This is a genomic window from Belliella calami, from assembly GCF_022549695.1.
Classification (GTDB): Bacteria; Bacteroidota; Bacteroidia; order Cytophagales; family Cyclobacteriaceae; genus Belliella; species Belliella calami.
On record NZ_JAKZGS010000003.1, the window covers coordinates 348,160 to 375,148 of the forward strand.

The window sequence follows — 26,989 nt, forward strand, 5'->3', positions numbered from 1 at the left end:
TTGACAAGTTCAAAATATGGCGTCATCGACCCCCAAAACAAATACTTTTAGAAAGAAAAATGAAGCTAGGGAAAAAGCTGGAGCAAAGCCTGCCAGAAAGTTTTCCTTTGAATTCATGAAAGATAAAAAGATTCCCATCACTATCGGTATAGTGATGATTGTCTTTGGTTTGGTAATGTTTTTTGCTTTTACAAGCTATTTGTTTACCGGAGAAGCCGATCAGAGCACGCTGACTGAATTGGACGCTGGTGTTAGGGAAAATGCCACCCAAACAAAAAATTGGCAGGGTTATTTTGGTGCATATCTTGCCGAATTGTTTATCAAAAGATGGTTTGGAATAGCAGCATTTCTTTTGCCACCATTCTTGATATTACTCGGAGTAAGGCTGACATTTAAGTATACGATTTTTTCACTTACGCGATACAGTATTTTTGCATTGTTTTTCACCTTTTGGATAGGTTTGCTGACTGGATATATCGTACAGTTGACTGAAGGATATTCTGCTTTCAATAACCTTAGTGGAGGTTTTGGCTATGAATTGGGTAAGTTGGGAAATGATTTTCTTGGATGGGGTACCATTGCCTTGGTGGCAGGTGCATTGCTGATTTTTGTCGTTTTCTTTTTTAATATAGATCAGCTAAACTGGTTTTCGAATGGACAAGCTGATTCAGGAGATAGTGATAAAAGTGATAATGAGGCAATCAAAAATGCCAAACATAGCATTGATGCCGATGAAGAAGAATTTATTGATGATCTTGATGAAGATTTGATTTCTCAAGAGGAAGAGACGGATATCAATGATAAGTTCAAGGCGATGTATGGATCAGTAGACTTAACTGAAGAAGATGAAGCGCTAGAAAATGATATTCTTGATGATGGGAGTTCTTGGACTATCAATAAAGATGCAAAAGAAGATAAGAAAACAGCACCTGAGCTTGATTTCAAGATAGAGGGTGCAGAAGATTTACCAGACGAATCAGAATTGGAATTGGTTGAGCCACTGGAGAAACGGTTTTCCGTAGCCACTGCTGGGGAGGAAAAAACGGCAGAAGAAGTCTCGAATTTAGATCCTTATGATCCGACTTTGGATTTACCATCCTACCAATACCCAATACTTGACCTTTTGAATGAATATGATGTCAAAAAAGTCACTGTATCTCGTCAAGAACTTGAGGAAAACAAAAACAAGATTGTAGAGACTCTTGTGAATTTCAAAATCGGAATCCAAGAAATAAAAGCTACAATAGGGCCGACAGTAACTTTGTATGAAATCGTTCCGGATCCGGGAGTGAAAATTTCGAAGATCAAAAACTTGGAGGATGATATTGCATTGAGTTTGGCGGCATTGGGAATTAGGATTATTGCCCCGATTCCTGGGAAAGGAACAATCGGGATTGAAGTTCCGAATAAAAACAGAGAGTTGGTACCGGCTAGGGCCGTGTTGGGGACAGAGAAGTTTATGCATAGCGACAAAGACTTGCCTGTTGCCCTTGGAAAGACGATTTCCAATGAAGTATTTGTGATGGACTTGGCGAAAATGCCTCACTTACTAATGGCCGGAGCTACCGGACAAGGAAAGTCCGTAGGTTTAAATATGATTTTGGCCTCTTTGGTCTATAAAAAGCACCCGTCACAACTCAAATTTGTTTTGGTGGATCCGAAAAAAGTTGAGTTAACACTATTCAACAAAATTGAGAGACATTTCTTAGCGAAGCTTCCGGGAGCAGAGGAGGCGATTATCACAGATACCAAGAAAGTAATTTATACCTTAAATTCACTTTGTATTGAAATGGACAATCGCTACGATTTGTTGAAAGATGCAGGTTGTAGAAATTTGAAAGAGTACAATGCGAAATTTGTAGCCAGAAAACTTAATCCTGAAAAAGGTCATAAGTTCATGCCTTATATCGTCTTGGTTATAGATGAGTTGGCAGATTTGATGATGACTGCGGGCAAGGAAATTGAAGCGCCTATTGCGAGATTGGCGCAATTGGCAAGGGCTATCGGGATTCACTTGGTAGTAGCAACACAAAGACCATCGGTCAATGTAATTACAGGTATCATTAAGGCAAACTTCCCAGCAAGGCTTTCATTCAGGGTTACATCCAAAATTGACAGTAGGACGATCCTCGATGCAGGAGGAGCAGATCAATTGATCGGTATGGGTGATATGCTGCTTTCCACGGGTTCAGAAATGACCAGGTTGCAATGTGCATTTTTGGATACCCCTGAAGTAGATGCGATTTGTGATTGGATTGGAGAGCAAAAAGGCTATCCTGATGCATATTTACTTCCAGAGTTTGTAGGTGAAGATGGTGACGGTAGTAATTTGGATGTAGATCTGTCGGATAGAGATCCACTTTTCGACGATGCAGCCAGGTTGATCGTGATGCATCAGCAAGGAAGTACATCATTGATTCAGAGAAAATTGAAACTTGGGTATAATAGAGCTGGTAGGATAATCGATCAATTGGAAGCTGCAGGAGTTGTTGGGGCTTTTGAAGGAAGTAAAGCAAGAGAAGTTCTAATCCAAGATGAGGCAAGTTTGGAACGGTTGTTGAGTAGCTTATAAAACCTAAACATTAGGTTCAAATAAGAGAATTAGACAATGTCATGTTAAAAAAAATAATAGTAGTTATACTGCTGGTTTCTGGGATTTCTTGGACATCATCAGCACAAAAAGATTCAAACGCCAAAGCAATACTAGACGCAGTCAGCGAGAAGTATCTAGCGCTGGAGGGGTTGAAGGCCACATTTGAATATTCATTTGGGATGGTAGGGGAGTCATCTCCACAGAGCCAGACAGGAGAAATTGCAATTAAAGGAGATAAATACCATCTTGTGTTACCTGATCAAGGTCAGGAGATTTTCAACAATGGCAAAACGATTTGGACATTTATCAATTCTGGAAATTATAAAGAGGTAACCATCAATTCTGCAGGTGAAATGGATGATGAACTAAAGCCTTCATCAGTTTATACCATTTACAAAAAAGGGTATAACTACAAATTACTTGGCGAGAAGACAGTCAATGGACAAATAGTTCAAGAAGTTGAGTTGACAGCAGAAAAATCAGGACAACCTTTCAAAAAAGTGACGCTATTTGTTGACAAAAACAAAAAAGACTTAGTAGGTTGGGAAATACTTGATGATCAAGGAGGGAAATTGAAATATCAATTTAAATCTGTGGATACTAAAGTGAAGTTGGCTGATAGTTACTTTGTGTTTGATCCACAGAAACATGGAAAAATAGAAATAATTGACTTGCGCTAAGAAATACACTTAGCGCATTTTTTATTTTTTCTGTTCAAAAATCCCTATTTTTGCCCAAACCCAGCAAAGGCATGAACAAGGCAGAATTATTTCAACAAATTAAGCGTAAATCATCTTTTTTATGTGTTGGATTGGACACTGATCCATCCAAAATACCAAGTAGCCTCCTAAAACTTCAGGATCCGATTTTTGAATTCAACAAGCAGATTATTGATGCTACGGCAGATTTTGCAGTAGCCTACAAGCCAAATATCGCGTTTTATGAAGCACTTGGCCCAAAAGGTTGGGAAAGTCTGCAAAGAACACTCGATTATATTCCCAACGATATTTTTACAATTGCAGATGCAAAAAGAGGGGATATAGGAAATACTTCTGGATTGTATGCAAAGGCATTTTTTGAAACCATGAACTTTGATTCTATTACCGTAGCACCATATATGGGTGTAGATAGTGTGCAACCGTTTTTGGAATTCAAAGACAAGTGGGTAATCCTTTTGGCTTTGACTTCAAATGGTGGAAGTTCAGATTTTCAACTGATAGAATCAAAGTCGGGAAAGCCATTGTTTCATGAAGTTTTGGAAAAAAGCCAAGTTTGGGGAAATGCAGATAATATGATGTATGTAGTAGGTGCTACAAGAGGGGAGCTGATAGCAGAAGTAAGGAAGATTGTTCCCGATCATTTTTTCTTAGTACCCGGAGTAGGTGCACAAGGAGGAAGTCTGAATGAAGTCGCTAAGTATGGAATGAATGCCTCCTGTGGACTTTTGGTCAATTCATCAAGAGGGATAATTTACGCAGGGAAAGGTGATGATTTTGCAGAAAAAGCAAGACAAGAAGCTGAAAAACTCCAGAAAGAGATGGCTGTTTTGTTGGAAGAGTATTGTAAGTAGAAATTTTCAAAAGAGAATTTTTTAGCTTATTTTTAATCAGTTTTAGTGACTGGCATTATTGTTTTACATAAAATTTTTAAAGATGGATTTTCAGGAAAATTTTCTTCAGACGGTATGGAAATACCAGTATTTTGATAAAAATAGTTTAAATACGACAGATGGAAGCGCTTTGTCAATTCTTAAAATTGGCTATCATAATTTTCATGAAGGCCCAGATTTTTTGGAAGCCCAGATTCAAATAGGGGAGATGAAATACTTCGGTCATGTGGAGGTGCACCGCAAGTCTTCCGACTGGAAAAACCACGAACATGATGTCGATCCTAGGTACAATAGTGTAATTCTTCATGTGGTTTGGGAAGATGATAGACCGATATTGAGAAATGATGGGACAGTTATTCCTACTTTGGTTTTGAAGGGAAAAATTTTACTTGATGTCGTCCGGAATTATGAACGTTTGGTGAATGGCAAAGGGGCTTTGATATGTGCTTCGGGACTGGGAGAGATTCCAGATATCATTCGTTTTTCTTCGTTGGAAAAATCATTGGTAGAGCGACTGGAAGGTAAAGCAAAACTAATTTTCAAATTACTAGATGATACCAACAAGGATTGGGAAGAAACCTGCTTCCGTTGGCTAATGTCAGCATTTGGTTTCAAGACAAATAGTGAGACGATGCTCAGGCTTTCAGAAAAAATCCAATTTAAAACCCTGAAAAAGCATAGTGGAAATACGGTCATTATCCAAGCTTTGTTGTTAGGCCAAGCAGGAATGATTCCTAATCAGCAAAGAGATGATTATGGAGATGTGCTCTTTCGGGAATATGATTTTTATCAGAAAAAGTACGGTTTACTACTTCCTGTTTATTTTTCGGAGTGGAAATTTATGGGAGTAAGGCCAGGGAACTTTCCTTCGCTACGACTCGTGCAGCTTGCGGAGATTATTTCCAAAAATCCGAGTCTTTTGTCCACAGTTCTGAATGATGCAAGGAATTTTGGTGAGTTCAAAAAAGTATTTGATATCAAAGTGCCTGAGTATTGGCAGCATCACTATCAAATAAATAAACCAACCATTAAAAGGCTTTCTAGATCACTGAGTGCTCAGACCCTGAATTTGTTGATGATCAATTTTGTAGTTCCTCTATGGTTTGCATATGGAAAATACATTCAAGATAGCAGCTGGCAGGAAAAGTGCTTTGACCTATTGCAGGAAATTGATTCAGAGGAGAATTTCATAATTAGAAAATTTAGAGAGTGCGACTGGAAAGCAAGCAATGCATTCGAATCCCAAGGGATGATTGGGCAGTTTCAGAACTATTGTAACCAGAAAAAGTGCTTGGATTGTAAAATTGGACAAAATCTTCTGAAGCCTATCAGAAAATGATTTTTGCTAAAAACCTCAATTAGCCGTACTTTTGCCATCCAAACGTAAAAGCATAATGGAAAAACCTGTAATAATTTTAGGAGCAAAAGGGATAGCGCACCCTGCATTGGAAATTTTCAATAGCAATAAAGTGGTTGTCTATGGGTTTTTGGATGAGGATGAAAAATTGCATGGTCAAGAAATCAATGTGGTTCCTATTTTGGGAAATCCTGAAGATGAAGGCTTCTTGAAGTTGATTGGGAAAAAGTGCGAAGCATTTGTTGCAGTTGATGACAATAAATACAGGCAGTTTTTGGTTAAAATGCTCAATGATAACCGAAAAGTCCAGCCAGTAAATGCAATACACAACACTGCGTATATATCTACAGATGCGGCCATAGGTCATGGTAATTTCTTCAATGCGAAAGTAAATGTCGGTACGGGTGCGACTATTGGCAGTCATTGTATCTTACATTCTGGAGCTATTGTGGATCATGGTTCCAAACTTGCTGATTTCGTCCAACTTGGAGCCGGAGCGATCCTCAACTCCAATGTGACTGTTGAAGAAGGGGCATTTATAGGTTCTGGAGTAGTGGTAGTATCAGGGATTACTATAGGGAAAAATGCTAGAATAGGAGCAGGTTCGGTAGTGATTTCTGATGTAAAAGCAAATGATACAGTATTTGGAAACCCAGCTGCACCTATCAAAAAGTGAGTTTGAATAATTGGGAGTGGCTTTGATCGAAAGAAGTCAGTGCTTGTGGTGATACGCGATAAATGTTAAACGTCAATCTTTAAAATTCCACAAAAACACTTTAGTCAGTACGTGTTTTGATTAGTGATGACAAGATCAAATTACCTTTAATGTAAGTATTCCCTTTCTTGCAAGTAGCCAAACAAAATAGTTTGTTACCAATCAATAGGTTTACTGATAACAAATCGACTGATAACGGAAAACGATCACCCGAATGATTCTATGTAAAAATTCAACAACAGCTGTCATTTCGGATAATCATAATAACTTATTTCTTACTTAAAAAACCAAAACACCTTGTCGGAAACAAGGCTCTAGTTATGGAAAACAAAGACTACAGTATTTTGCTTTATTACTGCTATGCTGATATCGAGGATACAGAAGCATACAGAGAAGAACATCATTTGTTCTGTATTGAAAACAATATCCGAGGAAGGATAATTATTTCTTCCGAAGGCTTGAATGGAACAGTCTCAGGGCTCAAGGAAGACTGTGAAAAGTACATGGATTACATTCACAGTGATGCCCGATTTGCCAAAACTGAGTTTAAGGTGGAGGATCATGATAATCATGCATTTACCAAAATTCATGTAAGGGTAAAGCCTGAGATAGTTCACAGTAGCTTGAGGCATATTGATCCAAAAGTTAAAACAGGAAAGCATCTAGCACCTGATGAATTCAAGGCTTTGAAAGATCAAGAGGATGTGGTCATTTTGGATGTAAGGTCTAATTACGAACATGAACTTGGTAGATTCAAGAATGCTATTACACTGGATATTGATAATTTCAGGGATTTTCCGGAAAAAGTAAAAGAACTGGGGCACCTCAAAGGAAAGAAAGTCTTGACTTATTGTACCGGTGGAATCAAATGCGAAAAAGCATCAGCCTTTTTGCTGGATCAAGGTTTTGAAGATGTTTACCAACTTCATGGAGGAATCATCAAGTACGGTATAGAAGCTGGAGGGGAAGATTTTGAGGGGAAATGCTACGTCTTTGATAACAGAATAGCCGTAGATATCAACAAGGTAAACCCTACAATTGTATCAGCGTGTCATGTTTGCGGAGAGAAGTGTGATCGAATGGTGAATTGTGCCAACCCAAAGTGCAATGAGCATTTGCCGATCTGTGAAGAATGTGGTTGGGAACTGGAAGGGGCTTGCTCGACCGAGTGTAAGGAACATCCAGAGAAGCGTCCTTATGATGGAACTGGATATTATCAAAAAAACACCAATGGATACAATCCTTACAAAGGACTAATCCGAAAAGAAAAAAAGGATAAAACTAAATTAGAGATACATGACTAAGCGCATTCCTGAATCTGAATTGATCATCAATGCCGATGGGAGTATATATCATCTTAACTTGAAGCCAGAACATCTGGCTTCAACTGTTATAGCTGTAGGTGATCCTGATCGGGTGGAGAAAGTTTCCCAACACTTTGACCATGTGGAATTCAAAACATCCAAGAGAGAGTTTGTGACGCATACAGGCACTTACAAAGGCAAAAGGATTACGGCTATCAGCACAGGGATGGGGACTGATAACATTGAGATTTTCATGACAGAACTTGATGCGCTGGTGAATGTAGACTTGCAAACCCGATTTCCTAAAGAAATACACACTAGCCTCGATATTATCAGAGTTGGCACGTCAGGAAGTATGCAAAGTGATGTCCCGGCAGGTTCACTTTTAGCCTCTGCTTATGGAATTGGTTTAGATACTTTGATGGCTTTTTATAATACAGAATATTCTGATTTGGAGAAAGAAGTAGCGCAAACTGTTCAAAAGACTTTGAATTTACCATTTGTTCCTTATTGTATTGAAGGCTCAAAAGTGCTTTTGGAAAAGATTGGAGTAGGATTGATTAAAGGAAATACAGCAACTTGTCCGGGTTTTTTTGGCCCACAGGGAAGAGAAGTGAGGGTGAAGCCAGCTATTCCAGATATTATTGAAAAGTTGTCATCGATTGATTTAGAAGGTTTTAAGATCACTAATTTTGAAATGGAAACCTCAGGTTATTATGCAATGGGTAGATTACTTGGTCATGAAGTGTTAAGCCTTAATGCAATAGTGGCAAATAGAATTACGCAAGAGTTTGCTTCAAACTCATATGATATTGTGGATGATTTGATTAAACATACATTGGATAAGATTGCTGATCAATGATTTGTATTAATTTCGTCAAATCGAAAAATAAATTCAAATCCAGGAATTTCAATTTTGCTATGCCAACACTCTTGTGGGATACATTTCATTGGTAATTTTGATTTGATCCCAGTCGCTGTATTCAATTGTTTTTATCAAGTTTATAAGTTTCTCTGCACATTCTTGTTTACAAATGTAGATTCCAAAGACCTCTTCATTTTTGTTAATTAGAAAAATTCTATTGCTACCAAAGATGCTGCATAAGCTCTTCCAATTTGAAAGAATTAACAATTCATCTTTATTTTTCATTGTTTGAACGATCTTGAAAGAGCCAAAAGAGCATTTGATTTCCATTACAATTTTTTTTAGGTTCAGATCAAAGGTAGTCCGAATGGAAGCTTCATTCAATACGTACAAACACCTATTTTTTGAACTTTGAATAACAAAAAGTGCAATATGGTGTTTTATCAAAGATTCTATTTCTAGAATGAATTCTACCAATATTTTTTGCTAGTTGGATTATCATTGAAGGTGATTTCCTTATTAAAAAGATTCAAAAAATGGAGTTGAAGGAATATACACGGGGATCAAAAAAATTTCCCTTTGTTATTTTGTGCCCATATCAACAAAGAATTATGTTTTTTATCCAAATTCATTTTACTGATAATATTACTTCTGTGTTTGTCAACGGTTCTCTCCGCTATGAATAATTTAATTGCTATTTCTTTAGAAGTGAGGCCATCTGCTATTAGTTTTAATATTTTGATTTCTGAAGGAGTGAGTTTTTCGTTTTGAACAGTATTGAGATTGTTTTTTTCTTCAGGAAACAATTTTTCACTATAATATTCCTCACCGACATTGATTTTTTGAATACAGTTGATCAACTCTTCAATAGCAAAATCCTTCAGTAGATAACCAGAGATATTGAGAGTTTTCGCTTGGTGGAGTATGAATATTTCTTTGTGAAGTGTAAGCAATATTATTTTTGTATTTATTTTTTTTATTCTGCATGCTGTAGCCACTTCCAATCCAGTCATTTCAGGCATTTCTAAGTCAAGAATTGCAATTTTTGGTTTGTGCTTTTCAATTAAACCCAAAGCATCTTTTCCATTGTTTGCCTGTGCTAGAATATTAAAGTTGTTTTCTTCCAAAAAGTCCCTGAGCCCTTTTAGAAGTAATGGATGATCATCTGCAATAATCAGTTCTATGCTCATTTTATATGGTGATTAAAAATGAAAATATTGTTCCTTTCTGCATTTCAGAATCTACCTTCATGGATCCTCCTAAGGTAGCGGTTCTTTCTTTAAGAGTTTTTAATCCTAGGCTTTTAAAGTCATTATATTTTTCGGAAAAATCAAACCCAATTCCATTGTCTTGTATGGTTAGCAAGATTTCTTTTTCTTTTTTGGTTAGCATTACCCTTACAGCAGATGCTTTGGCGTGCTTTATTATATTGTTGAAAGATTCCTGTACTATTCTATAGATGTGAAGTTGCTGGTCTTTGTCAAAAAGGTTGTCAATATTATCGATTTCTGACGACACAAAAATAGCTGTTTCTTCATCTATTTGGTTTAATAGATTCTGAATAGCTCCACTTACACCGAGCTCTTCTAGTTGAAAGGGGTGGAGTGATCTTGATATGCCCCGAAGTTCTTCTATCGCATTGTCAAGCAAAGTTGATGTGGAGTTGTCCTGATTTAAGATGATTTTGTTTTTGATCAAAAGAAGGCTTTGTCCAAGTCCGTCATGCAAGTCTTTTGAGATGCGTTTTCGTTCATTCTCTTGACTTATAAGAAGATCTCTACTGAATTTTTCCTGTTGTATTTTGGCTTTTTTTGCTGCTTTAAGGTTTTTGATCAAAAACCAAAGCAACATCACAGTTAAGATTAAAACAGAGATGATGACGATGGTTCTTATTTTCTTTATTGTTTTGGCTTTGATCTCGGCTAATTCTTGCGTCTTCAGTAGTAAGTCCCTTTCCTTTTTCTCTGTTTCATAGAGTGTTTGGAAGTACGAAAAAGTGTTAGCTTGATTTGCCTGAAAAAGCGAGTCAGTGAAATTTTGGTATTTTGCAAGTGACTCAAAAGCATTTTTGTAATCTCCATGTTTTTCAGAAATCCTAGACTCAATTAGGTAAGCGTCAATGATCTGATCCATATTGGCAGCATCCACAGCTTGTGTTGTGTATTCTTTTGCCAATTCATAAGCTCTATTAAGATTGTTTTGATTTTCATATATCAAAATTCTTGATTTTAATAGAGGGAGCCTTATGAATGATGAACTTTCCAATTGATTTTTCACTAGGAGTTGAGCTTCTTCGAAATGCTTGGTTTGCATTTCTTTATCGTTCTTTTGGGAATAGTAGTTAGATAGGGATAGGTTGACAATCGTGCGTATATCTGGGTCTATAGTGCTGTCATTGTTGATTTTTCCATGTACTTTTTTCAATGCAGCGAAGCTGTCTTCTTGTTTGTTTTGTTTGACGTAATCACGAGATTGGTTGTATAAAGTAATTGCCCAGTCATTAAGATTTCCTTGTTTAAGGTAATTTTCAGCAAGACCAATCCTTATCTTTTCTGCTTCTTGGAAAATGTTGTATTTGCTATACAATACAGCTATTCCATTGTTTACATAATTTACATAATCAATGTCATTCAAGTTTTCATAGATAATTTTGGCTTTTTGATAGTCATTCATAGAACCAATAAGCTCACCTTTGTAGTCCTTAGCTTGGGCTCGAAAAAATATTGCATCAGCTAAATAAATTGAGTCATTTTCGGAAAATTCAAGTTCAGCCATCGTGTAAGCTTCAATTGCCTTTGTGAATTCGGTTTTACTGTAATGTGCTGCAGCAAGTTTGAGATAGATAATTCCCCTCACACGGTTGTCATGCACTTCTTGAATGTGGCTTTTTGCTTGTTTCATCAAGCTTAGTGCTTCATTTTCATCATTTGGATCAAGTCTGTAAATCTCATACAATTCAATGGACCATTTTCCAAACTCCAAAAAGTTTTCAGTTTCCTCTGCAATTTGAAGTCCAGCTTTGTAATATTCAATCACTCTTGACCTATCATAGTCCTGATCGAGATTGGACAGGATATTTTTTATTAATTCGAATCTTTTTTGAAGGTTGTTTTCAACTTCGAAAGCAGGAATAAGTGAATCAACTATCTGATTTTGAGCAATGCTTAAAGTGCTGTACAGTAATTTGATACAAAATATTGCAGTAAATATGGTGTTGCTTTTCAGACTTGTGGTGATCATAGGTGCTAAAGTACTGATTATTAGAATTAAAATTAGAAGATTATAAATTTAAACTATTCCCTTTTGTATAATCATAGGTCAGTACAACAGTCTATTTTACCATATATGTATATGCAACAGTTTTTGGAACATAGATTTGTTTCAGACGTTGTTTATAATGTGCTTTATTCAGTTAAAAATAGAATAATTATCAGATTCTTAAGAGTGCCAATTAGAAGCCCTATTTAGAATATAATTTTATAATTATTAGAAAATTTAATAAAATATAAAGTAAAACTAAACCAACTTTCAAAAAACTAGACATATTATGATTTTGATATGCCTAGTTTATTATTCGAAAAAAATCCATTATGCTAAAGATTTTATCTTATTTATTGTTAACATTTTCTCTAATGTTCTTGCAGAGTGTAAATGCACAAAGTATAGAAATCAAAGGGAAAGTAATTGAAGCTGAAACATCCGATCCTCTAGAATTTGCAAATATAGCACTATTGTCTACTGAAGATTCGACACTAGTGACAGGGGGTATGAGTGAACTGGATGGTACTTTTTCTTTTACAAGTAGCCCAGGTTACTATATTCTAAGAGTAGGTTTCATAGGTTACGAGAGTAGATTTAGAAATGTCACTGTAGGAGAGAAGGAAGTAGTCAATGTAGGAAATGTAAGACTTCGAAAAGATGCACAAAACCTCGATGAAGTAGTAGTAGAGGGAGTGACATCGATGTTTGAAAGTGATATTGACAAGAGAAGGTACAACGTAGAAAACAGCATCGTAGCCGAGGGTGCCACAGCATCAGAGCTTCTTTCTACTTTGCCATCCATCCAAATGGATGATGAAGGTGGTATTTCTATGAGAGGAAGTGGTAATATTTTGATTTATATCAATGGCCGACCTTCAAACCTATCCGGTGATGATGCCGAAAGTGTACTAGCCCAATTTCCAGCCAACAGCATCAAATCAGTAGAATTGATAACCAATCCATCATCTAGATATGATGCGACAGGTGTTGGTGGGATTATCAACATTATCCTTAAAAAAAATGAAAAAACAGGTCTTAATGGGCAAGTAGATGCTTCCATAGGGACACGAGATAAATATAGTGCTGGTCTAAACATGAATTACGGAACTGAAAAGGCAAATTATTATTTGTCTTATAGTTTTCAGGATAGAAGAAGGTTTAGAGAAAGTGAATCTTTTAGACAATCAAATATCACAGGGGTTTCCCCGATCCTTGACCAGGATTCTTACCAGTTGAATAGAGATGTCAATCACCTTGTAAGAGGTGGGATAGATTGGCGCTTGACAGAAAACAAAAGCTTGGGAATTTATGCCCAAGGGAATTTTAGAGATAGAACCGGTAGTGAATTATTAAACCAAAGAAATATTAATGCCAATCAAAGTTTAGATAGCTTATTTCTAAGGGATATTGAAGAGACAAGGTTTAGTACAAATTTTGAAACTGGAATAAATTATTCTGTAGATTTGGATACTTTAGGACAGAGATTTTTTACTTCAGCATCTTTTTCAAGAGATGAAAGGACACAAGAGGAAATTTATAATCAAACTTTTTTCAATTCATTTAACCAAGAAGTACCTTCCAATAGAATTCTCCAAATTAATGAAAGGCCTCAGACCAGTAATTTGTATGTGTTACAACTAGATTATGAAAAGCCCTTCATTGGTGGAGGAATGTTGGAATCTGGACTGAAAGGGACATTTGGGCAGTGGGATCGTTCTCAAAATTTTTCAGAAGGCAATGAAGATAATGGTTTCAATCCAGTACTGAATGATTTCTTCAGTGATGGGTTTAATTTCAAGGAAGATGTATATGCTACTTACTTAAGTTACAGAAATAAACTTGGGAAATTGGGATATCAAGGTGGGTTGCGTGCTGAATACACTGAGACAATTTCCACACTTGAAAGTGACCAATCGCAATATGTTAACAATTACTTCAATATATTTCCAAGTGCTTATTTAAGCTACGAAATTAGACAGGAAGAGGAGTTTACTGCAAATTTCAGTCGTAGGATTTCAAGACCTGGGATTTGGTCTTTAGCTCCGATATTTGGAGTAGGTGATTTATACAACTTAAGTATCGGTAACCCACAGCTTCAACCTGAATTCACAAATAGCTATGAAGTAGGATACATGAAGGGTTGGGAAAAGTACCTTTTGAATGCGACCGTTTACCATAGATATTCTACAGACATCCAAACTAGGGTGATCCGACTAAATGATGATAATGTTGCGATCCAGACCAGAGAAAATGCAAATAGCCGTGCAAGTACTGGTTTTGAATTGATCAATCAAATTCAGTTCACACAATGGTTTGATGCGACGCTTTCAGGAAATTTCTTTTACTCTGAAATCCAAGGTGATAATATTGAGGCAGGTTTCAATAATTCCAACTTTTCTTGGACAGTGAATTTGTTGGCTAATATGGCAATTCCAAAGTTTGCAACCTTACAAATACAAGGAGACTACAGAGGCCCTATAGTTTTGCCGCAAGGTGAGATAGAACCACTTTGGGGTGTAAATGTAGGTTTGCGAAAAGATATTTTGGATAAAAAGGCTACTATAAGTCTTAACGTAAGTGATATTTTCAATACAAGAATTTTCAAAATCAGAACAGAAGATCAAAGATTCACACAAGATCGAATGTTCAATAGAGAAACGAGAATTGGTACTTTATCCTTTACCTATAGATTTGGAGGTTTCAAAGATAAAAGAAATGGTAGTGAAGATCGAGAAAGGGATGATTTTGATGATGGAGATTTTTAGTCTCTCATGAAAAATCCAAAAGGACTCTCCTTTTGGATTTTTTCATTTTTAGTCGGTTTATTATTTTGAACTCCTTTTCTTTGTAGGATGATTACGATTTATACAGATGGAGCAGCCAAGGGAAACCCAGGTCCAGGTGGATTTGGCACAGTGCTGCTTTATAATCAACACAGGAAAGAACTTTCGGAAGGTTTTAGGCTTACCACCAACAATAGAATGGAACTCTTAGCCGTGATTAAGGGATTGGAAGAACTGAAAGTGTTGGGTATTCCAGTTTCTATTTTTTCAGATAGCAAGTACGTTGTCGATGCGGTTGAAAAAGGCTGGATTTGGGGTTGGCAGAAAAAGGGATTTAAGGACAAAAAAAACGTTGATCTTTGGAAAAGATATATCCCCCTACATTTAAAATTCAAGCCTAAATTCGTTTGGGTGAAAGGACATGCCGGAAATCCACTCAATGAACGATGTGACCAATTGGCCGTGGCTGCTGCTGAAGGAAGAAATCTTCAGGCTGACATAGGCTATGAGGCGGATAAAAAAGGAGCTTCTGATTTGTTTTGATCTTTGTTGATTCCAATGGCAAACTCCTTTTTTCAATTCAAGCAATTTGGGATTCATCAAGATCGGTGCGGTATGAAGGTCAGTACCGATGCTGTTCTTTTGGGAGCAATAGCAGGAACTGGAGCTATGGTTTCCGCTTTAGATATTGGTGTTGGTACCGGAGTGATTTCTTTGATGCTGGCGCAAAGGTTTCAAGATATCGAAGTTGTGGGGGTAGAATTAGATGATGAAGCTTATATTCAAGCCTCTGAAAATGCCAAATCATCAGTGTTTTCTAATCGAATCACATTTCATCACGGATATTTTCAGGATTTTTCGAAAAACAACACTGCCCAGTTTAACTTGATTGTCAGCAATCCACCCTATTTTCCTGATCATATCAAAACAAAAGATCTTCAAAGAAACAAAGCGCTCCACAATGATAGCCTCCCATTTGAGGAGCTAGTTCTAAGTGTAGTGCCCCTCCTGGAAAGAAGTGGAGAATTTTGGTTGATTTTACCCCCAAGACAAATGCAGGATTTTCAGGCATTATGCTTGGATCATGGGCTTTTTCCTTTTCATCAAGTTAGGGTTAGTGACAAAGCAGCCTCGAAAGTAATCAGGGTTATCCAAGCTTTTTCTTTTGAACAAAAAGGAATGGTTTCCAAAGACCTTCATATCAAAAATAATGATGGTACTTATGCAATGGGTTATAGAAAACTCCTTAAGGATTTTTTGACCATCTTTTAGATTGATTCGATTTTCTCTTGAAAAATCACATTTTCTTTCTCCAGTGATTCAAGTATTGGAATGTAAATTTCAGGTATGATAGGGATCTGAAGACCTCGAGCTTTGATTTTTCCATCAAGAAATAGATCCACCGCTATCGCAAGTGGCAAGCCGACTGTCTTTGCCATAGCTGTATAGTCTTGGTTTTTCCCTTTGCTGACAAGGCTAGAAGTAATTTTCTTGATACCAGAAGCTGTTTTTACTTCAAACAAATGTTGCATTACGATCATGTCTTTGTCTTCAGGTTTTAGTGCCCATTTAGCCTCGAGTAATACCTGTAAAATGGCTGCAGGGCTTCCCTTTAAGATGGGTAATACTATGTCGTCAAGAAGTCCAAGCCAAGTGATTTTCTCGATGATTTCATCTGTTACCCATGGAAGAAGTTCCTTTATTTTCAATTCTACTGATGTTTCTTCTTGAAATGGTAAAAAGGAATTTACAAACATCCTTGCAGTAAAGTCTTCTGGCAAATCCATTTTGAAGCTATCGTCAGTCATTCCCAATTGGACAAACACATCCCAGCTCTGGCAAAAACCGGCTCTTCTGAGCGTACCTCGAAGCAAGGTAGGAATATTTTCCAATCCATAAATTTTTCGGTAGCTAAGCGAATCTCTATTTGGATAACCATCGAAATCCCCAATCTCGTCAAATGAAATTGTCTCCAACCTTCTGAAAAGCATGTGGTAGGGGATATACTTATATCTTCCGTTTCGGATAAACCTAGAAACACCCTGGCCAGCCAAAACCACATTTCTTGGATTCCAAGTGAACTTGTATTTCCAAGGGTTATCTTCACTTTCGGGAGTCAATACGCCTCCAGTGTAGGATTTGAAACTCAGGATTTCATGGCCCTTGGCTTTTTCTGAGTCGATTATTTTCATAGCTGACATGTGATCTATCCCTGGGTCTAGACCACACTCGTTCAGAAACAGAAGATTTCTTGATTTGATCTCTGCTGACATACCTCTCAATTCTTCTGATTCATAAGATGCAGTGAAAAAATGCTTGCCCAGTTCTAGACAATCCTTTGCAATCACGGGATGAAGAAAAGCAGGTAGCATAGATATAACAACATCAGCATCTTTGATTATAGAATGTCTGTTTTTTATATCTTCCAAATCTATAGATTTGGCAAATACATTGTTTTTGCCATTAATTTTTTTTGCAGCTATTTCTTCCGAGATATCGGCAAGTATGATTTTCCTGTTTTTTCCCTCAGTCGTACCTATCAAATATTCGATTATATATACAGAGGATTTGCCAGTACCAATAATCAAGATAGTATGCATGATTTAGAAATTTGTCTAGTCCAATCCGAAGATGAAAAAAATGAACGACTCAAAAAAATTCAATTCAATATTTTGAATGAAAAATAACATTTGCCATTTTTTTTTTGTTTATTAAAGCCCTTTTAAAATTAATTATGACAAAAAAAATAGAAATAAAGGTCTCTCTCGAAGTTTTTTCTAAAAATGAGTGGCTAAGTGAAGATGCCCATTTAATAGAAAAAGCCAAATCAATTTTGGAAAATGCCCATGCTCCTTACTCCAATTTTTTGGTTGGTGCAGCCTTGTTGTTGGAAAATGGTGAGGTGTTTGTAGCTAACAATCAAGAGAATGTGTCTTTTCCAGTAGGGATCTGTGCTGAAAGAGCTGTTTTGAGCTATGCTATGGGGAATTTTCCCAATGACAGACCTGTTAAGATTGCGATCGTTGCAAAGAGAAGGGTAAACAATCAACTGGCGACAGTGACGCCTTGTGGTCTTTGCCGTCAGACAATCAATGAATATGAAGTGAAATTCAACCATCCAATTGAAATCTTGATGTTGAATCCTCAAGAAGAAATCCTTAAAGCATCAGGTATTGATCAATTGTTGCCGTTTAGGTTTAATGATTTGAACAGCTAATGAAATGTCAAGTCAAATATGAACACATTGCCCAATATTATCTTTCTCATAAGCCATCTGGAGAAGAAAAAGATATTTGGATGGTTTTCCATGGTTATGGTCAATTGGCTGAATTTTTTTTAAGAAAATTCAAAAGCTGTTTTTCAAAAGAAAAACTTTTCGTGGCCCCAGAAGGTACAAATTACAATTATTTGCAGGGATTTGAGGGAAGAGTTGGTGCAAATTGGATGACCAAGCACGAAAGGGAGTTGGCCATTGCGAATAACGAAAGGTTTTTGAATAGTTTGATTGAAGTCATTTGTGAAAAGTATGAAGTTTTGCCAAACATCAATATTTTGGGATTCTCTCAAGGTGCTGCTACTGCTAGTAGGTGGTGTAACCAGCTCAGATACCCTATTAATAAATTGGTTCTTTGGGGTGGAGGTTTTGCCAATGATTTACAAATAGTGGGTTTGGGAGATCGTCTTATGAAATCAGAGATAAGTATTGTTTTAGGTGACCAAGATGAATTTGTCAGCACAGACTCAATTCAAAAACAAGAGGAGTTAATCCTAAGTCTCAAAGTAAAAGTCAATAAAATCACCTACCCTGGAGGACATGATTTGCATACTCCAACACTTGAAATGATAGTTCTTTAAAAAATTAATCTATTGCTTATGAAAAATAGTTTGATATTAACCCTCAGTTACTTAATTTTCTGAAAATTTTATATATAATCTGTAATGCTGACCCTAACAGAAAAAGAAATTGAAAAAGTCGCAGCTCTGCTGCAAAAAGGCATGATTTGTTTTTACCAATTGGATAACAAAAAAACACATCATTTACCAGATGACGAAGATTATTTCAACTACGACTTGACTCCTGAAGAAGAGGATGTACTCGATGAGATAGATGATAATCCAGATAATTTTGCGGAATTCACAAAAATGGATGCCAATCAAGAACATCAAATGATGGAAAATTTTGCTGACAGAGTTGTCAAAGAGAAAAATTTCCAAGACGAACTTTTTAATGCCTTAAGCAAGCCTAAAGCTGCGACAGGCTTTAAGTTTCTTATTGATAATTCAGGTAAGTACAAAGATCGTTGGGTGGAGTATAAGCTTGAGAAATATAAGGATTGGGTAATGGAGCAAATTGATGCTTTCAATTACGCGGATGAATAAAAAAAGGGCTGTGAAATCAAATCACAGCCCTTTTTTTTAAACATTTACATGCCTCTCTGCATGATATGAAGACCTGACCAAAGGTCCAGACTCTACATACTTCAATCCACGGCTAAGTCCCTCTTCTCTATAAAGGGCAAACATATCTGGATGTATAAACTCTGCCACTTCAATATGCATTTTAGTAGGCTGTAGGTATTGACCTAGTGTCAAGATATCACATCCATTTGCAGCTAGGTCATCCATAGCTTTGAATACTTCCTCTTTTTTCTCACCAAGACCTAACATTATACCAGTTTTGGTTCTCTTACCATACTCTTTTGTAAGCTTAATCTGCTCGAGTGATCTGGCGTATTTTGCCTGAGGTCTCACCCTTCTATACAAGCTTTCTACCGTTTCCATGTTGTGGGAAACTACTTCTTGTCCACCACTGATCATTCTGTAGAGGGCATCCCAATTTGATTTTACATCTGGGATCAGGGTTTCAATAGTCGTCTGTGGCGAGAGTTTTTTTGTCTCTACTACAGTTTGATACCAGATTTCGGCACCTTTGTCTTTCAATTCATCTCTGTTGACAGAAGTAAGTACGGCATGTTTTACTCCCATCAACTGGATAGCTTCTGCAACTCTTCTTGGCTCATCTGTGTCGTACTCAGGAGGTCTGCCAGTAGCCACAGCACAGAAAGAACAGGATCTTGTGCAGACATTTCCCAAGATCATAAAGGTCGCTGTCCCAGCACCCCAACATTCCCCCATATTTGGGCAGTTGCCACTTTCACAGATTGTGTTTAATTTATGTTGATCGACAAGTTTTCTGACTTTAGCATATTCTTTTCCTACAGGCAACTTCACCCTGAGCCAGTCAGGTTTTTTTCTTTTTGTTGTCTCTTCAGAAATTACAGGTAGTTCAATCATCTCTTTTTACTTATTGATTGGGCAAAATTAATGTTTATAGCTTTAGAAACCCAAAATAATTGCTACTTCCTGAATCCATAATATAAGGTGAAATATGCAGATTGATAAAACTGCCTATTTTCAGTAGTGGGCATCAATTCGATTTCCTTTGTAAAACCCTCGAATTGGTATCCTAGTTCCAATCCAATGGCACTAGATCGAAATGTTCCAAATTCAAAAAATATGGCAGCTTTTGCATTTCCCCCAAAAGCTATTTCAGATTGACTCAATCCTTCAAAAATCCTTCCTGTACCTAGGATGTTGAACCTGCTTTGGTGTACTTCTGGGTTATATTGTTCCCGGATAGTTTCTACTCTACTAAGCGCATACTCTATGATGTATGGAGATACTAAGCCAATTGAAGGTCCAATTGCAGCTAGAGCAGATATCTGGACACCTTGGGAAGGGGCTTTGTTGAAAAGGACGATTTCCCTTCCATAGTATGGTCGAATTGCGTATAGGTAGTTTGATTTGCCAAAAATATATGAATTGCCTAGTATCGTATTGTACCTCACTTCCTTTGGGTTTTTGACATTTGCCAAATCAAGCCCAAAAAACTGAAAATTCGTATCATCAATTCGATAACCAAGTTTTAAAGAGGCACCTCCAATCAGTCCACCGTTGGTGTTTTTGTTGAGCCCAAAAAACACCTCTCTATCATACTCGTAGTTGCCGGCATCTTCCCTTTGGCCAAAGCTGCTTATGCAGATTGAGATAAAAAGGCCAGTTATTATATATTTTAATCCCTTTGTCATAGTTAGTCAGGAATTTAACGCTAATTTTGGTTCTAAGTTACTAAACCAAAAATAAAAGTAAGAGTTTATGCCAACTTTAAAAAGTTCATACCTAGGAAATCTCCGAACACAAATGAAACATCTTCAGTCAGGGACTGAAGTCATCACAGATGCACCAGTTGATAACAATGGAAAGGGAGAGGCTTTTTCGCCCACTGATTTGGTAGCTGCTGCTTTAGGTAGCTGCATGGTCACTATAATGGGTATTGTCGCAGAAAGAGAAGGAGTTGAGCTATCAGGAATGACGTGGGAAGTGACAAAAATTATGCAGGCACAGCCTAGGAAAATTTCTGAAATCATAGTGGATTTTGAATGGGATGCAGGTACAATTGATGAAAAAATCATCCAAAAATTGAAAAATGCAGCTAAAACTTGTCCAGTGGCACTGAGCTTGGACCCAAATATCAGCCAAACTATAAATTTCAATTTTTAGAATTGATTTAATTATTGGCAGCATGTAAGGATTAGCAAAATCCATACATGCTGCAAATTTTAAGATTAAGAGAAAAGATTTCGCTAGACTGAAATCTCGTGTCATTTTTTTTCTTATTTCTAGGAAATCCAATCACACCAAAAGATTCCTCATTATTCATCATATTGGCGGAGGCCAGCTGCTTGAAGAGTGTTTATTCCAGCACAAAATCATAAGGTATTACTGTTATTGATAATCAATCAGGGCTTGCGTTACTTTATCAATTTAGTTACAGCAATGTTACAAAATTGTGATTAATCCTCAGGAGCGTGATGCTATTGAATACAAAGTTCAAAGCAAGCAGAGTCAAAAACCGAAAATTTCAAAAACGTTGTAGCATTTTATTAGTTTTCTACGTCTCGTAGATATAATCAGGAAAACAATTGTCTGACTCATTGGAGCATCACTATATTCAAAAAGCTAAGAATGGAGATCCTAAAGCTCTAGAATTGCTTTATAAGCATTTCTATGGCTATGCTATGAGTATAGCGCTAAGGTATTCGAATTCAAGGGACGAGGCTTGCGAGATTGTCAATGACAGTTTTATGAAGATGTTTGATAAAATAGGGCAGTACAAAGAAGAAAATTCTTTTAAAGCTTGGTTTAGAAGGATTCTGGTAAACACTTCAATTGATTATTACAGAAAAAATGTAAAGCATTTTGCTGTGATGGATATAGAGTCAGCAGAATTTGAAAGCTATAATCCTGAAATTATAGACCAGCTGTCCAAAGAAGATATTCTTGGGGTGTTAAGAAGTCTTCCTGAAATGCTTAGAATAGTATTTAATATGTACGAAATAGAAGGTTTTTCTCACAGTGAGGTTGCAGAGAAATTGGGAATTCCTGCAAGTACATCAAGGACTTACCTTGCTAGGGCAAAGCATATACTTAGAGATAAAATCACAGTACTTAATCAAATTAACAATGAAGGAGCAGTTCGATAAGAAACTTGCAGACAAGATCAAAGACTCCTTTGCTAACCATACGGAGCCATATGATCCAAAACAATGGGAAAGGCTCTCATCGTTATATTTCAAACCAAGAACCAAGTCTAAGCCTATTTGGGGTTGGTTAGCCACTGGTATAGCAGCGAGTTTGGTGGTTGGCCTATTGGTTTTTTCTCAATTTAGCGGTCTTGAACCAATATTTGAGAACGAACTGTCAATGTCAGATAGCGTCAAGCAAGATGATCAGGAAAGGAATGTATCAGAGAATTTAGCAATAAAAAAGGACTCAACCGATTCAGTAAACGAAAGCCTTGCCTTTTCTAAAAATAATGACCTACATAAACAACCAGAAGAGTTGTCCAACAAAGGTGTTGATGATAAAAGGTTTGATAAGAAAATTGAAGAAGCAAAATCTCAAGAAAATCTTATTGCTCAGGAGTCTAAGCAAAATATACAGGAGTCATTTCCGCCAAGTATTGTAAGGAAAACATTGGGGATGGAGTTCAAACCAGAATTCACATTTGGACTACCACAAGTCGCAAAGATTGATTTGCGAAATGAGCCTGAGAGAAATGTGGCCGTTATCCCACAATTTGACCAGAAAAATGTCGGTATTTTACCTGCAGACCAAAAAAATGCTTTTTTGGCAGATGATGTTGAAAATGCACAGCAAATCATCAATAACTGGCTTGCTGAAGTGAAAGTTGAGGAAGATGAAAAAATGAGTCCAAGAGGAGGGAATGATAAAGCAATGAGGCTGGGGGTAATTCTTGCTCCACAAACAATTTCAAACACTACCCAATCAATGAACCTTGGGGCTGGAGTCTTGTCTGAATTTTCTTTCTCTAAGAGGTTGAAATTGGATGTGGGAGTTGCTTATGCGAGGCAAACTATCAACCCTTCTGTCAACAACGAAGTGAGGGGAATGAATAATGCTCAAAACTCAAGTGATGCATCAAGGTCTTTGTCTTTTGCCAGCAATTTTGTGAACGCTTCTTACGAATTGAGTTTTGGCCAGCTTGAAATCCCTCTTAATTTGAAATATAAATTATTAGATAACAAAGCGTCTGATTTTTATTTGATCACTGGTGTATCGAATATGGTCTATATGAATCAAAAAAATGTAGGAACTTTCACAACAGCAAATTTTAACACTGCTGGATTGATGCAAGCTAATCAGACTGTTCAGACATTTAGTGAAACGGCCACACCGAATACTGTAGATGGCGGAGATGAAATGAATATTGGGCAAATGCTGAATTTTTCTTTGGGGTATGAATACAGTCTGAAAAATGGGACATTTATCTCCTTAGAGCCTTTTTATAAATTGTCAGTGGGAGGACAGACATTTGTCAACCAACAGTTTGCAATAGGTGGATTAAATCTTCGAATGAATTTCCAATTAAAAAAGTAATAAACAAATTATGAAAGCAGTTAGAATACCTGTCATCCTTTTCTTGATGACATTGATGGCAGGAAGTTGTATCCAAGATGATGATTCGAACTATGATAGGATAGTAGAGCGGGATAATAGGTTTCTGAAAGACTACCTTGAAAGAAACAATATCACGGCCATCGAAAATCAACTAGGCTATTATTATGAAAAGGTTGAATCAAATGATGTAGGAAATCAAATAGTCAATGATGACGTGCTAGGTATATATTATGAAATTAAAACAATTGATGGTCAATTGATCGAAAGCTATTTAGATGAATCAAAAAGTCCTAGAATCTTTAAACATAACGATGGAGGCTTAATTCCAAGGGTTATAAATTTCAACTCAGGCTTGGCAAAAGAAGGTGAGACTTTTATGATTTATTCCCCCTCTTATTTAGCTTATCAAGAGTATGGCTTCCAGCAATTGATCATCCCAAATTCGAATTTGGTAATCAAAGTGAAATATGCTTTTGTTTTTAGTGAAGAAGATTTGATCGCTTTAGAAGATGATTTGATACAAAATTATTTAGAGGAAAAAGGGCTTGAAGGCTTTGAAAAGACTGAAGAAGGTCTCTATGTAAGAGTTCTGAACGCTGGAAAAGAAGGTGCAAAAGTTTCTGCAAAAGACAATATTGTACTTTTTGAGTTTGAAGTGAAGCAAATGTTGGGTGATAATTTGATTTCAAAATCAAACACTAATTCTCCAATTCAAATAAAGATTGGTGATCAAGGTAATTTAAGTTTCTTGAATTTAGGATTGATAGGTACCAAAGAAGATATGGAGTTTGAAATACTTTCTCCTTCAAAGCTTGCGTTCGGAGTTAGTCCACAAGTTTTTCCCTTTCAAATTAGACAAGATTTATTTAATAGGGGAGCTTTGAACGTAGCCGCAAGACCCTATGAACCAATTTATTTCAAAGCAAAAATTAAAGAAGTGAAGTAGTTTTTTTGACAGTCAGCAGGCATTTTCTTTTTAGAAAAAAAAGTGTCTGTTGACTGTTATTAGTTTTTATATCCCCTCAATTTCTCAATAAAGTCATCTTTACAGTTTATTGAAATTATATTTTGTAATTCAAATGAGGGCTTTTGAAGAATACTTGCAATACTAAGGCTTTAAAGTTTCACTAATATAAAACTAGCAGAGAGTCCTATTCATTTTTATTTCAAGCCCAATTTGTTTTGTGGTTTACTTTGCTCAAATTTGTTTAAGTATAAACCCAAACAATAGAGATATGAGTTTTCTTTTTGACAGCTTTAGAGGCTGGAAACAATATTGCGAAAATAATCACCTTGAGCTTTTTGAGGCGGTCATTGAATATGAGACCACTCAAAAAGGGAAAGATGAGCAAACTATTTGGGATGGCCTTCAGAATGCCTATGAAGTCATGAAAGATGCAGTAGAGACTGGCCTCAATGAAGAGATGACTTCCAGATCAGGTATGATAAACAATGGGGCAAAAAAAGTTTATAAACATCCTGTTGCAGTTTTATCCCCTGAATTCCAAAAGTTGATTTCACGAGCATTGGCAGCCAAGGAAGTGAACTCATGCATGGGCAGAGTAGTGGCAGCACCTACTGCTGGCGCTTCTGGGATTCTTCCAGGCACGCTCTACACCCTTCAGGAAATTCATGGATTTGAAGATAGAAAAATCCTAGAGGGACTTTTGGTCGGTGCCGGAATTGCTTTGATCATTGAGGAAAAAGCAAGTTTGGCAGGAGCTGTAGGAGGTTGTCAAGCTGAGACGGGTTCTGCTGCCGCGATGGCAGCTGGAGCAATGGTTTACTGTCTCGGAGGGCCAATAGACCAAGTTTTTAATGCAGTGGCTATCACCATTCAATGCATGCTAGGTTTGGTGTGTGATCCAGTAGCTGGCCTAGTAGAAGTTCCCTGTGTGGTAAGAAACGCAAGTGCAGCAGCGATTGCCAACAGTTCTGCACAAATAGCACTCGCAGATGTGAGTTCTGTGATTCCGGTAGATGAATGTATTGAAGCTATGGGAGAAATAGGTTCAAGTATGGAGAGCAAATATAAGGAGACTGCTATGGGTGGGTTGGCTGCTACGATTACAGGTCAAAGTATTTCAAAAAGGGTTTTGATCCAGGATATTGAAATGCTACCAGATGAGGATTCACCCCAATAGTTGGTCTACAAACGGAATGGATAAAATGTGCTGTATAGAAGCCGACAATGTCAATGCCCATATCAAAGCACTAATAAACATATAAGTAAATACTTTCCTTTTCTCAACTCGAAAAGCAATCATGATAATCGTTCCCCCAACTGGGGTCAGGAGAATAGGTGTGATAGTTGCGATTCCGATAGGCCCAAATTTTTGCCAAATTTTGACAATTCTTCTGTTCTTCTTCGAAAATATCATTTTTTTCTTTCGAGATTTTACTTTCCAATTTGCCTTTACCCAATCGCCTAAATAGGATATAAAAAACACCGTGGTCATCATTCCTGAGACAGTTACCAAAGTGATTTCAAAAATTGAATATCCAGCAGCGGCACCCAAAATGGGACCTGCTACAAACTTAAAAAGGCAGGTGAAATATATAGCTAGAAACTTGAGGATATAGGCTATCATAAAATCACAAAAAGGTAAACTGCATAAAACAATACCAATATTCCTCCTTCCCACCTAGAAATATCTAGTTTACTTCTCAGAATTGGAAAAAGAAGAAGTGTGGCTGCAAGCATCCATAAAAAGTCTTGATTTAGAAACTGCTCTGAAACATTGATAGGTTGGACTAAAGCTGTGATACCTATAATGCCCAGTACGTTCATGATATTGCTTCCAAGAATATTGCCTATAGCAATGTCTGTTTTTTTATTGATAGCTGCAATGACAGAAGTAGTCAATTCTGGCAAACTAGTACCGATTGCAATGACAGTAATGCCGATTATCCTTTCACTTACACCAAACAATCTTGAGATCTCGACAGCACTATCGACAAACATATCTGAGCCAAAATAGAGCCCCAAGATACCTAGAACAATAAGGCTTACCGCTTTTATTGACGACTCTTTTTTCAAAAGAGCTGCCTCCTCTGAGTTAATTTCAGGCTCACTGCCTTTCAGTTTTTTGAAAATGTACAAATTCACCAAAACCAATAATGTAACGAGTACAATGCCTTCTATTCTGGAAATTATTTGATTGTAAGCTAAAATGAAAAAAAGTAGAGAAGACAATACTGTGAATAAATAGTCTAACTTGAGTACAGATTTACTGAGGGCTATAGGAAATATTACAGCACTAATTCCAAGTACAAGTGTGATATTAGCAATGTTTGAACCTACTACATTTCCAATTGAAATATCACTTGTTCCTTTTAACGCAGCATTTACACTTACCAACAATTCCGGAGCAGATGTCCCAAAAGCAACTACAGTCAAACCTATCAAACCTGCACTTAAACCTAATTTGGCAGCAATAGTAGAGGCTCCATCTACCAATAATTTACCACCCGCCAATAGAATGACCAAGCCTAATATTAAAATCAAGTAAACTGTCAT

Annotated in this window: 25 protein-coding genes; 18 read left to right on the plus strand and 7 right to left on the minus strand. The window is 36.9% G+C overall.

The annotated features are described in order from the left end of the window. Positions 1–16 precede the first annotated feature (16 nt). The 7 genes from MM236_RS06200 (at position 17) to MM236_RS06230 (ending at position 8,440) form a co-directional block, all read left to right on the plus strand. On the plus strand, positions 17–2,572 hold the full coding sequence (locus tag MM236_RS06200; RefSeq protein WP_241274077.1) for an FtsK/SpoIIIE family DNA translocase: 2,556 nt from the start codon (positions 17–19) through the stop codon (positions 2,570–2,572). 41 nt (positions 2,573–2,613) lie between these two features. Continuing rightward, positions 2,614–3,273 carry an outer membrane lipoprotein periplasmic chaperone LolA1 gene (gene lolA1, locus MM236_RS06205; protein ID WP_241274078.1) on the plus strand — a complete coding sequence of 220 codons (660 nt, stop codon included), beginning with the start codon at positions 2,614–2,616 and terminating at the stop codon, positions 3,271–3,273. 71 nt (positions 3,274–3,344) lie between these two features. Beyond that, positions 3,345–4,163, plus strand: coding sequence for an orotidine-5'-phosphate decarboxylase (gene pyrF / locus MM236_RS06210; protein ID WP_241274079.1), 819 nt, complete (start codon positions 3,345–3,347; stop codon positions 4,161–4,163). 82 nt (positions 4,164–4,245) lie between these two features. After that, positions 4,246–5,541, plus strand: coding sequence for a DUF2851 family protein (locus MM236_RS06215; protein ID WP_241274080.1), 1,296 nt, complete (start codon positions 4,246–4,248; stop codon positions 5,539–5,541). Positions 5,542–5,596: 55 nt separating this feature from the next. Then, positions 5,597–6,235 carry an acetyltransferase gene (locus MM236_RS06220; protein WP_241274081.1) on the plus strand — a complete coding sequence of 213 codons (639 nt, stop codon included), beginning with the start codon at positions 5,597–5,599 and terminating at the stop codon, positions 6,233–6,235. Positions 6,236–6,594: 359 nt separating this feature from the next. Further along, on the plus strand, positions 6,595–7,578 hold the full coding sequence (gene trhO / locus MM236_RS06225) for an oxygen-dependent tRNA uridine(34) hydroxylase TrhO (RefSeq protein WP_241274082.1): 984 nt from the start codon (positions 6,595–6,597) through the stop codon (positions 7,576–7,578). Continuing rightward, complete coding sequence (locus MM236_RS06230) at positions 7,571–8,440, plus strand: nucleoside phosphorylase (protein ID WP_241274083.1); 870 nt, start codon at positions 7,571–7,573, stop codon at positions 8,438–8,440. The genes trhO and MM236_RS06230 overlap by 8 nt, the downstream gene beginning before the upstream one ends. A 566-nt stretch (positions 8,441–9,006) precedes the next feature. On the opposite strand, the gene MM236_RS06235 is transcribed toward MM236_RS06230, so the two are convergent. Next, positions 9,007–9,633 (minus strand): response regulator, encoded by a 627-nt coding sequence (locus MM236_RS06235; protein WP_241274084.1) that lies wholly within the window; start codon positions 9,631–9,633, stop codon positions 9,007–9,009. A 1-nt stretch (position 9,634) separates the two neighbouring features. Continuing rightward, a complete protein-coding gene (locus tag MM236_RS06240) occupies positions 9,635–11,683 on the minus strand; it encodes a tetratricopeptide repeat-containing sensor histidine kinase (protein ID WP_241274085.1) in 2,049 nt (682 codons plus the stop codon). Positions 11,684–12,075: 392 nt separating this feature from the next. Between MM236_RS06240 and MM236_RS06245 the strand changes: the two genes are divergently transcribed. The 3 genes from MM236_RS06245 (at position 12,076) to MM236_RS06255 (ending at position 15,759) form a co-directional block, all read left to right on the plus strand. Continuing rightward, the gene (locus tag MM236_RS06245) at positions 12,076–14,469 is read left to right on the plus strand and encodes a TonB-dependent receptor (RefSeq protein ID WP_241274086.1); all 2,394 of its coding nucleotides are present in this window, start codon (positions 12,076–12,078) and stop codon (positions 14,467–14,469) included. A gap of 87 nt (positions 14,470–14,556) precedes the next feature. Beyond that, positions 14,557–15,030, plus strand: a complete 474-nt coding sequence (gene rnhA, locus MM236_RS06250) for a ribonuclease HI (RefSeq protein ID WP_241274087.1) — start codon at positions 14,557–14,559, stop codon at positions 15,028–15,030. A gap of 72 nt (positions 15,031–15,102) precedes the next feature. After that, positions 15,103–15,759 (plus strand): tRNA1(Val) (adenine(37)-N6)-methyltransferase, encoded by a 657-nt coding sequence (locus MM236_RS06255; RefSeq protein WP_241274088.1) that lies wholly within the window; start codon positions 15,103–15,105, stop codon positions 15,757–15,759. On the opposite strand, the gene MM236_RS06260 is transcribed toward MM236_RS06255, so the two are convergent. Next, the gene (locus MM236_RS06260; protein WP_241274089.1) at positions 15,756–17,087 is read right to left on the minus strand and encodes a saccharopine dehydrogenase family protein; all 1,332 of its coding nucleotides are present in this window, start codon (positions 17,085–17,087) and stop codon (positions 15,756–15,758) included. The two genes, MM236_RS06255 and MM236_RS06260, sit on opposite strands and share 4 nt — an antisense overlap. A gap of 134 nt (positions 17,088–17,221) precedes the next feature. Here MM236_RS06260 and MM236_RS06265 point away from each other — a divergent pair, with 134 nt between their 5' ends. From MM236_RS06265 to MM236_RS06275, 3 genes are all read left to right on the plus strand, one after another. Continuing rightward, entirely contained in the window at positions 17,222–17,704 is a 483-nt protein-coding gene (locus tag MM236_RS06265; protein ID WP_241274090.1) for a cytidine deaminase, read from the plus strand. Further along, positions 17,704–18,342 carry an alpha/beta hydrolase gene (locus MM236_RS06270; protein WP_241274091.1) on the plus strand — a complete coding sequence of 213 codons (639 nt, stop codon included), beginning with the start codon at positions 17,704–17,706 and terminating at the stop codon, positions 18,340–18,342. Before MM236_RS06265 ends, MM236_RS06270 begins: the two co-directional genes overlap by 1 nt. 84 nt (positions 18,343–18,426) lie before the next feature. After that, positions 18,427–18,867 (plus strand): UPF0158 family protein, encoded by a 441-nt coding sequence (locus MM236_RS06275; RefSeq protein ID WP_241274092.1) that lies wholly within the window; start codon positions 18,427–18,429, stop codon positions 18,865–18,867. 36 nt (positions 18,868–18,903) lie between these two features. On the opposite strand, the gene lipA is transcribed toward MM236_RS06275, so the two are convergent. Further along, on the minus strand, positions 18,904–19,782 hold the full coding sequence (lipA, locus tag MM236_RS06280) for a lipoyl synthase (protein ID WP_241274093.1): 879 nt from the start codon (positions 19,780–19,782) through the stop codon (positions 18,904–18,906). Between the two features lie 62 nt (positions 19,783–19,844). After that, positions 19,845–20,576, minus strand: coding sequence for a hypothetical protein (locus MM236_RS06285; protein WP_241274094.1), 732 nt, complete (start codon positions 20,574–20,576; stop codon positions 19,845–19,847). A 67-nt stretch (positions 20,577–20,643) separates the two neighbouring features. Here MM236_RS06285 and MM236_RS06290 point away from each other — a divergent pair, with 67 nt between their 5' ends. The 5 genes from MM236_RS06290 (at position 20,644) to sdaAA (ending at position 25,613) form a co-directional block, all read left to right on the plus strand. Further along, the gene (locus MM236_RS06290; protein WP_241274095.1) at positions 20,644–21,048 is read left to right on the plus strand and encodes an OsmC family protein; all 405 of its coding nucleotides are present in this window, start codon (positions 20,644–20,646) and stop codon (positions 21,046–21,048) included. A gap of 434 nt (positions 21,049–21,482) precedes the next feature. Further along, the gene (locus MM236_RS06295) at positions 21,483–22,031 is read left to right on the plus strand and encodes an RNA polymerase sigma factor (protein WP_241274173.1); all 549 of its coding nucleotides are present in this window, start codon (positions 21,483–21,485) and stop codon (positions 22,029–22,031) included. Further along, positions 22,012–23,448: a porin family protein gene (locus MM236_RS06300; RefSeq protein ID WP_241274096.1), complete on the plus strand. Its 1,437-nt coding sequence runs from the start codon at positions 22,012–22,014 to the stop codon at positions 23,446–23,448. The genes MM236_RS06295 and MM236_RS06300 overlap by 20 nt, the downstream gene beginning before the upstream one ends. 10 nt (positions 23,449–23,458) lie before the next feature. Further along, positions 23,459–24,415, plus strand: coding sequence for an FKBP-type peptidyl-prolyl cis-trans isomerase (locus tag MM236_RS06305; protein ID WP_241274097.1), 957 nt, complete (start codon positions 23,459–23,461; stop codon positions 24,413–24,415). Positions 24,416–24,704: 289 nt separating this feature from the next. After that, positions 24,705–25,613: an L-serine ammonia-lyase, iron-sulfur-dependent, subunit alpha gene (gene sdaAA / locus MM236_RS06310; RefSeq protein WP_241274098.1), complete on the plus strand. Its 909-nt coding sequence runs from the start codon at positions 24,705–24,707 to the stop codon at positions 25,611–25,613. Here the strand turns inward: sdaAA and MM236_RS06315 are convergent. Together MM236_RS06315 and MM236_RS06320 are read right to left on the minus strand one after the other, a co-directional pair. Beyond that, positions 25,602–26,060 carry a hypothetical protein gene (locus tag MM236_RS06315; RefSeq protein ID WP_241274099.1) on the minus strand — a complete coding sequence of 153 codons (459 nt, stop codon included), beginning with the start codon at positions 26,058–26,060 and terminating at the stop codon, positions 25,602–25,604. The two genes, sdaAA and MM236_RS06315, sit on opposite strands and share 12 nt — an antisense overlap. After that, positions 26,057–26,989 (minus strand): calcium/sodium antiporter, encoded by a 933-nt coding sequence (locus tag MM236_RS06320; protein WP_241274100.1) that lies wholly within the window; start codon positions 26,987–26,989, stop codon positions 26,057–26,059. Before MM236_RS06320 ends, MM236_RS06315 begins: the two co-directional genes overlap by 4 nt.

Excerpts from the sequence above, each read along its gene's own strand:
- MM236_RS06260 (WP_241274089.1), bottom strand. The coding sequence starts at position 17,087 with ATGCATACTATCTTGATTATTGGTACTGGCAAATCCTCTGTATATATA.
- trhO (WP_241274082.1), top strand. The coding sequence starts at position 6,595 with ATGGAAAACAAAGACTACAGTATTTTGCTTTATTACTGCTATGCTGAT.
- MM236_RS06285 (WP_241274094.1), bottom strand. The coding sequence starts at position 20,576 with ATGACAAAGGGATTAAAATATATAATAACTGGCCTTTTTATCTCAATC.
- MM236_RS06315 (WP_241274099.1), bottom strand. The coding sequence starts at position 26,060 with ATGATAGCCTATATCCTCAAGTTTCTAGCTATATATTTCACCTGCCTT.
- MM236_RS06270 (WP_241274091.1), top strand. The coding sequence starts at position 17,704 with ATGAAATGTCAAGTCAAATATGAACACATTGCCCAATATTATCTTTCT.
- MM236_RS06215 (WP_241274080.1), top strand. The coding sequence starts at position 4,246 with ATGGATTTTCAGGAAAATTTTCTTCAGACGGTATGGAAATACCAGTAT.
- MM236_RS06320 (WP_241274100.1), bottom strand. The coding sequence starts at position 26,989 with ATGACAGTTTACTTGATTTTAATATTAGGCTTGGTCATTCTATTGGCG.
- MM236_RS06275 (WP_241274092.1), top strand. The coding sequence starts at position 18,427 with ATGCTGACCCTAACAGAAAAAGAAATTGAAAAAGTCGCAGCTCTGCTG.
- MM236_RS06265 (WP_241274090.1), top strand. The coding sequence starts at position 17,222 with ATGACAAAAAAAATAGAAATAAAGGTCTCTCTCGAAGTTTTTTCTAAA.
- MM236_RS06200 (WP_241274077.1), top strand. The coding sequence starts at position 17 with ATGGCGTCATCGACCCCCAAAACAAATACTTTTAGAAAGAAAAATGAA.
- MM236_RS06245 (WP_241274086.1), top strand. The coding sequence starts at position 12,076 with ATGTTCTTGCAGAGTGTAAATGCACAAAGTATAGAAATCAAAGGGAAA.
- rnhA (WP_241274087.1), top strand. The coding sequence starts at position 14,557 with ATGATTACGATTTATACAGATGGAGCAGCCAAGGGAAACCCAGGTCCA.
- lolA1 (WP_241274078.1), top strand. The coding sequence starts at position 2,614 with ATGTTAAAAAAAATAATAGTAGTTATACTGCTGGTTTCTGGGATTTCT.
- MM236_RS06300 (WP_241274096.1), top strand. The coding sequence starts at position 22,012 with ATGAAGGAGCAGTTCGATAAGAAACTTGCAGACAAGATCAAAGACTCC.
- MM236_RS06305 (WP_241274097.1), top strand. The coding sequence starts at position 23,459 with ATGAAAGCAGTTAGAATACCTGTCATCCTTTTCTTGATGACATTGATG.
- MM236_RS06220 (WP_241274081.1), top strand. The coding sequence starts at position 5,597 with ATGGAAAAACCTGTAATAATTTTAGGAGCAAAAGGGATAGCGCACCCT.
- pyrF (WP_241274079.1), top strand. The coding sequence starts at position 3,345 with ATGAACAAGGCAGAATTATTTCAACAAATTAAGCGTAAATCATCTTTT.
- lipA (WP_241274093.1), bottom strand. The coding sequence starts at position 19,782 with ATGATTGAACTACCTGTAATTTCTGAAGAGACAACAAAAAGAAAAAAA.
- MM236_RS06255 (WP_241274088.1), top strand. The coding sequence starts at position 15,103 with ATGAAGGTCAGTACCGATGCTGTTCTTTTGGGAGCAATAGCAGGAACT.
- MM236_RS06230 (WP_241274083.1), top strand. The coding sequence starts at position 7,571 with ATGACTAAGCGCATTCCTGAATCTGAATTGATCATCAATGCCGATGGG.
- sdaAA (WP_241274098.1), top strand. The coding sequence starts at position 24,705 with ATGAGTTTTCTTTTTGACAGCTTTAGAGGCTGGAAACAATATTGCGAA.
- MM236_RS06290 (WP_241274095.1), top strand. The coding sequence starts at position 20,644 with ATGCCAACTTTAAAAAGTTCATACCTAGGAAATCTCCGAACACAAATG.
- MM236_RS06235 (WP_241274084.1), bottom strand. The coding sequence starts at position 9,633 with ATGAGCATAGAACTGATTATTGCAGATGATCATCCATTACTTCTAAAA.
- MM236_RS06240 (WP_241274085.1), bottom strand. The coding sequence starts at position 11,683 with ATGATCACCACAAGTCTGAAAAGCAACACCATATTTACTGCAATATTT.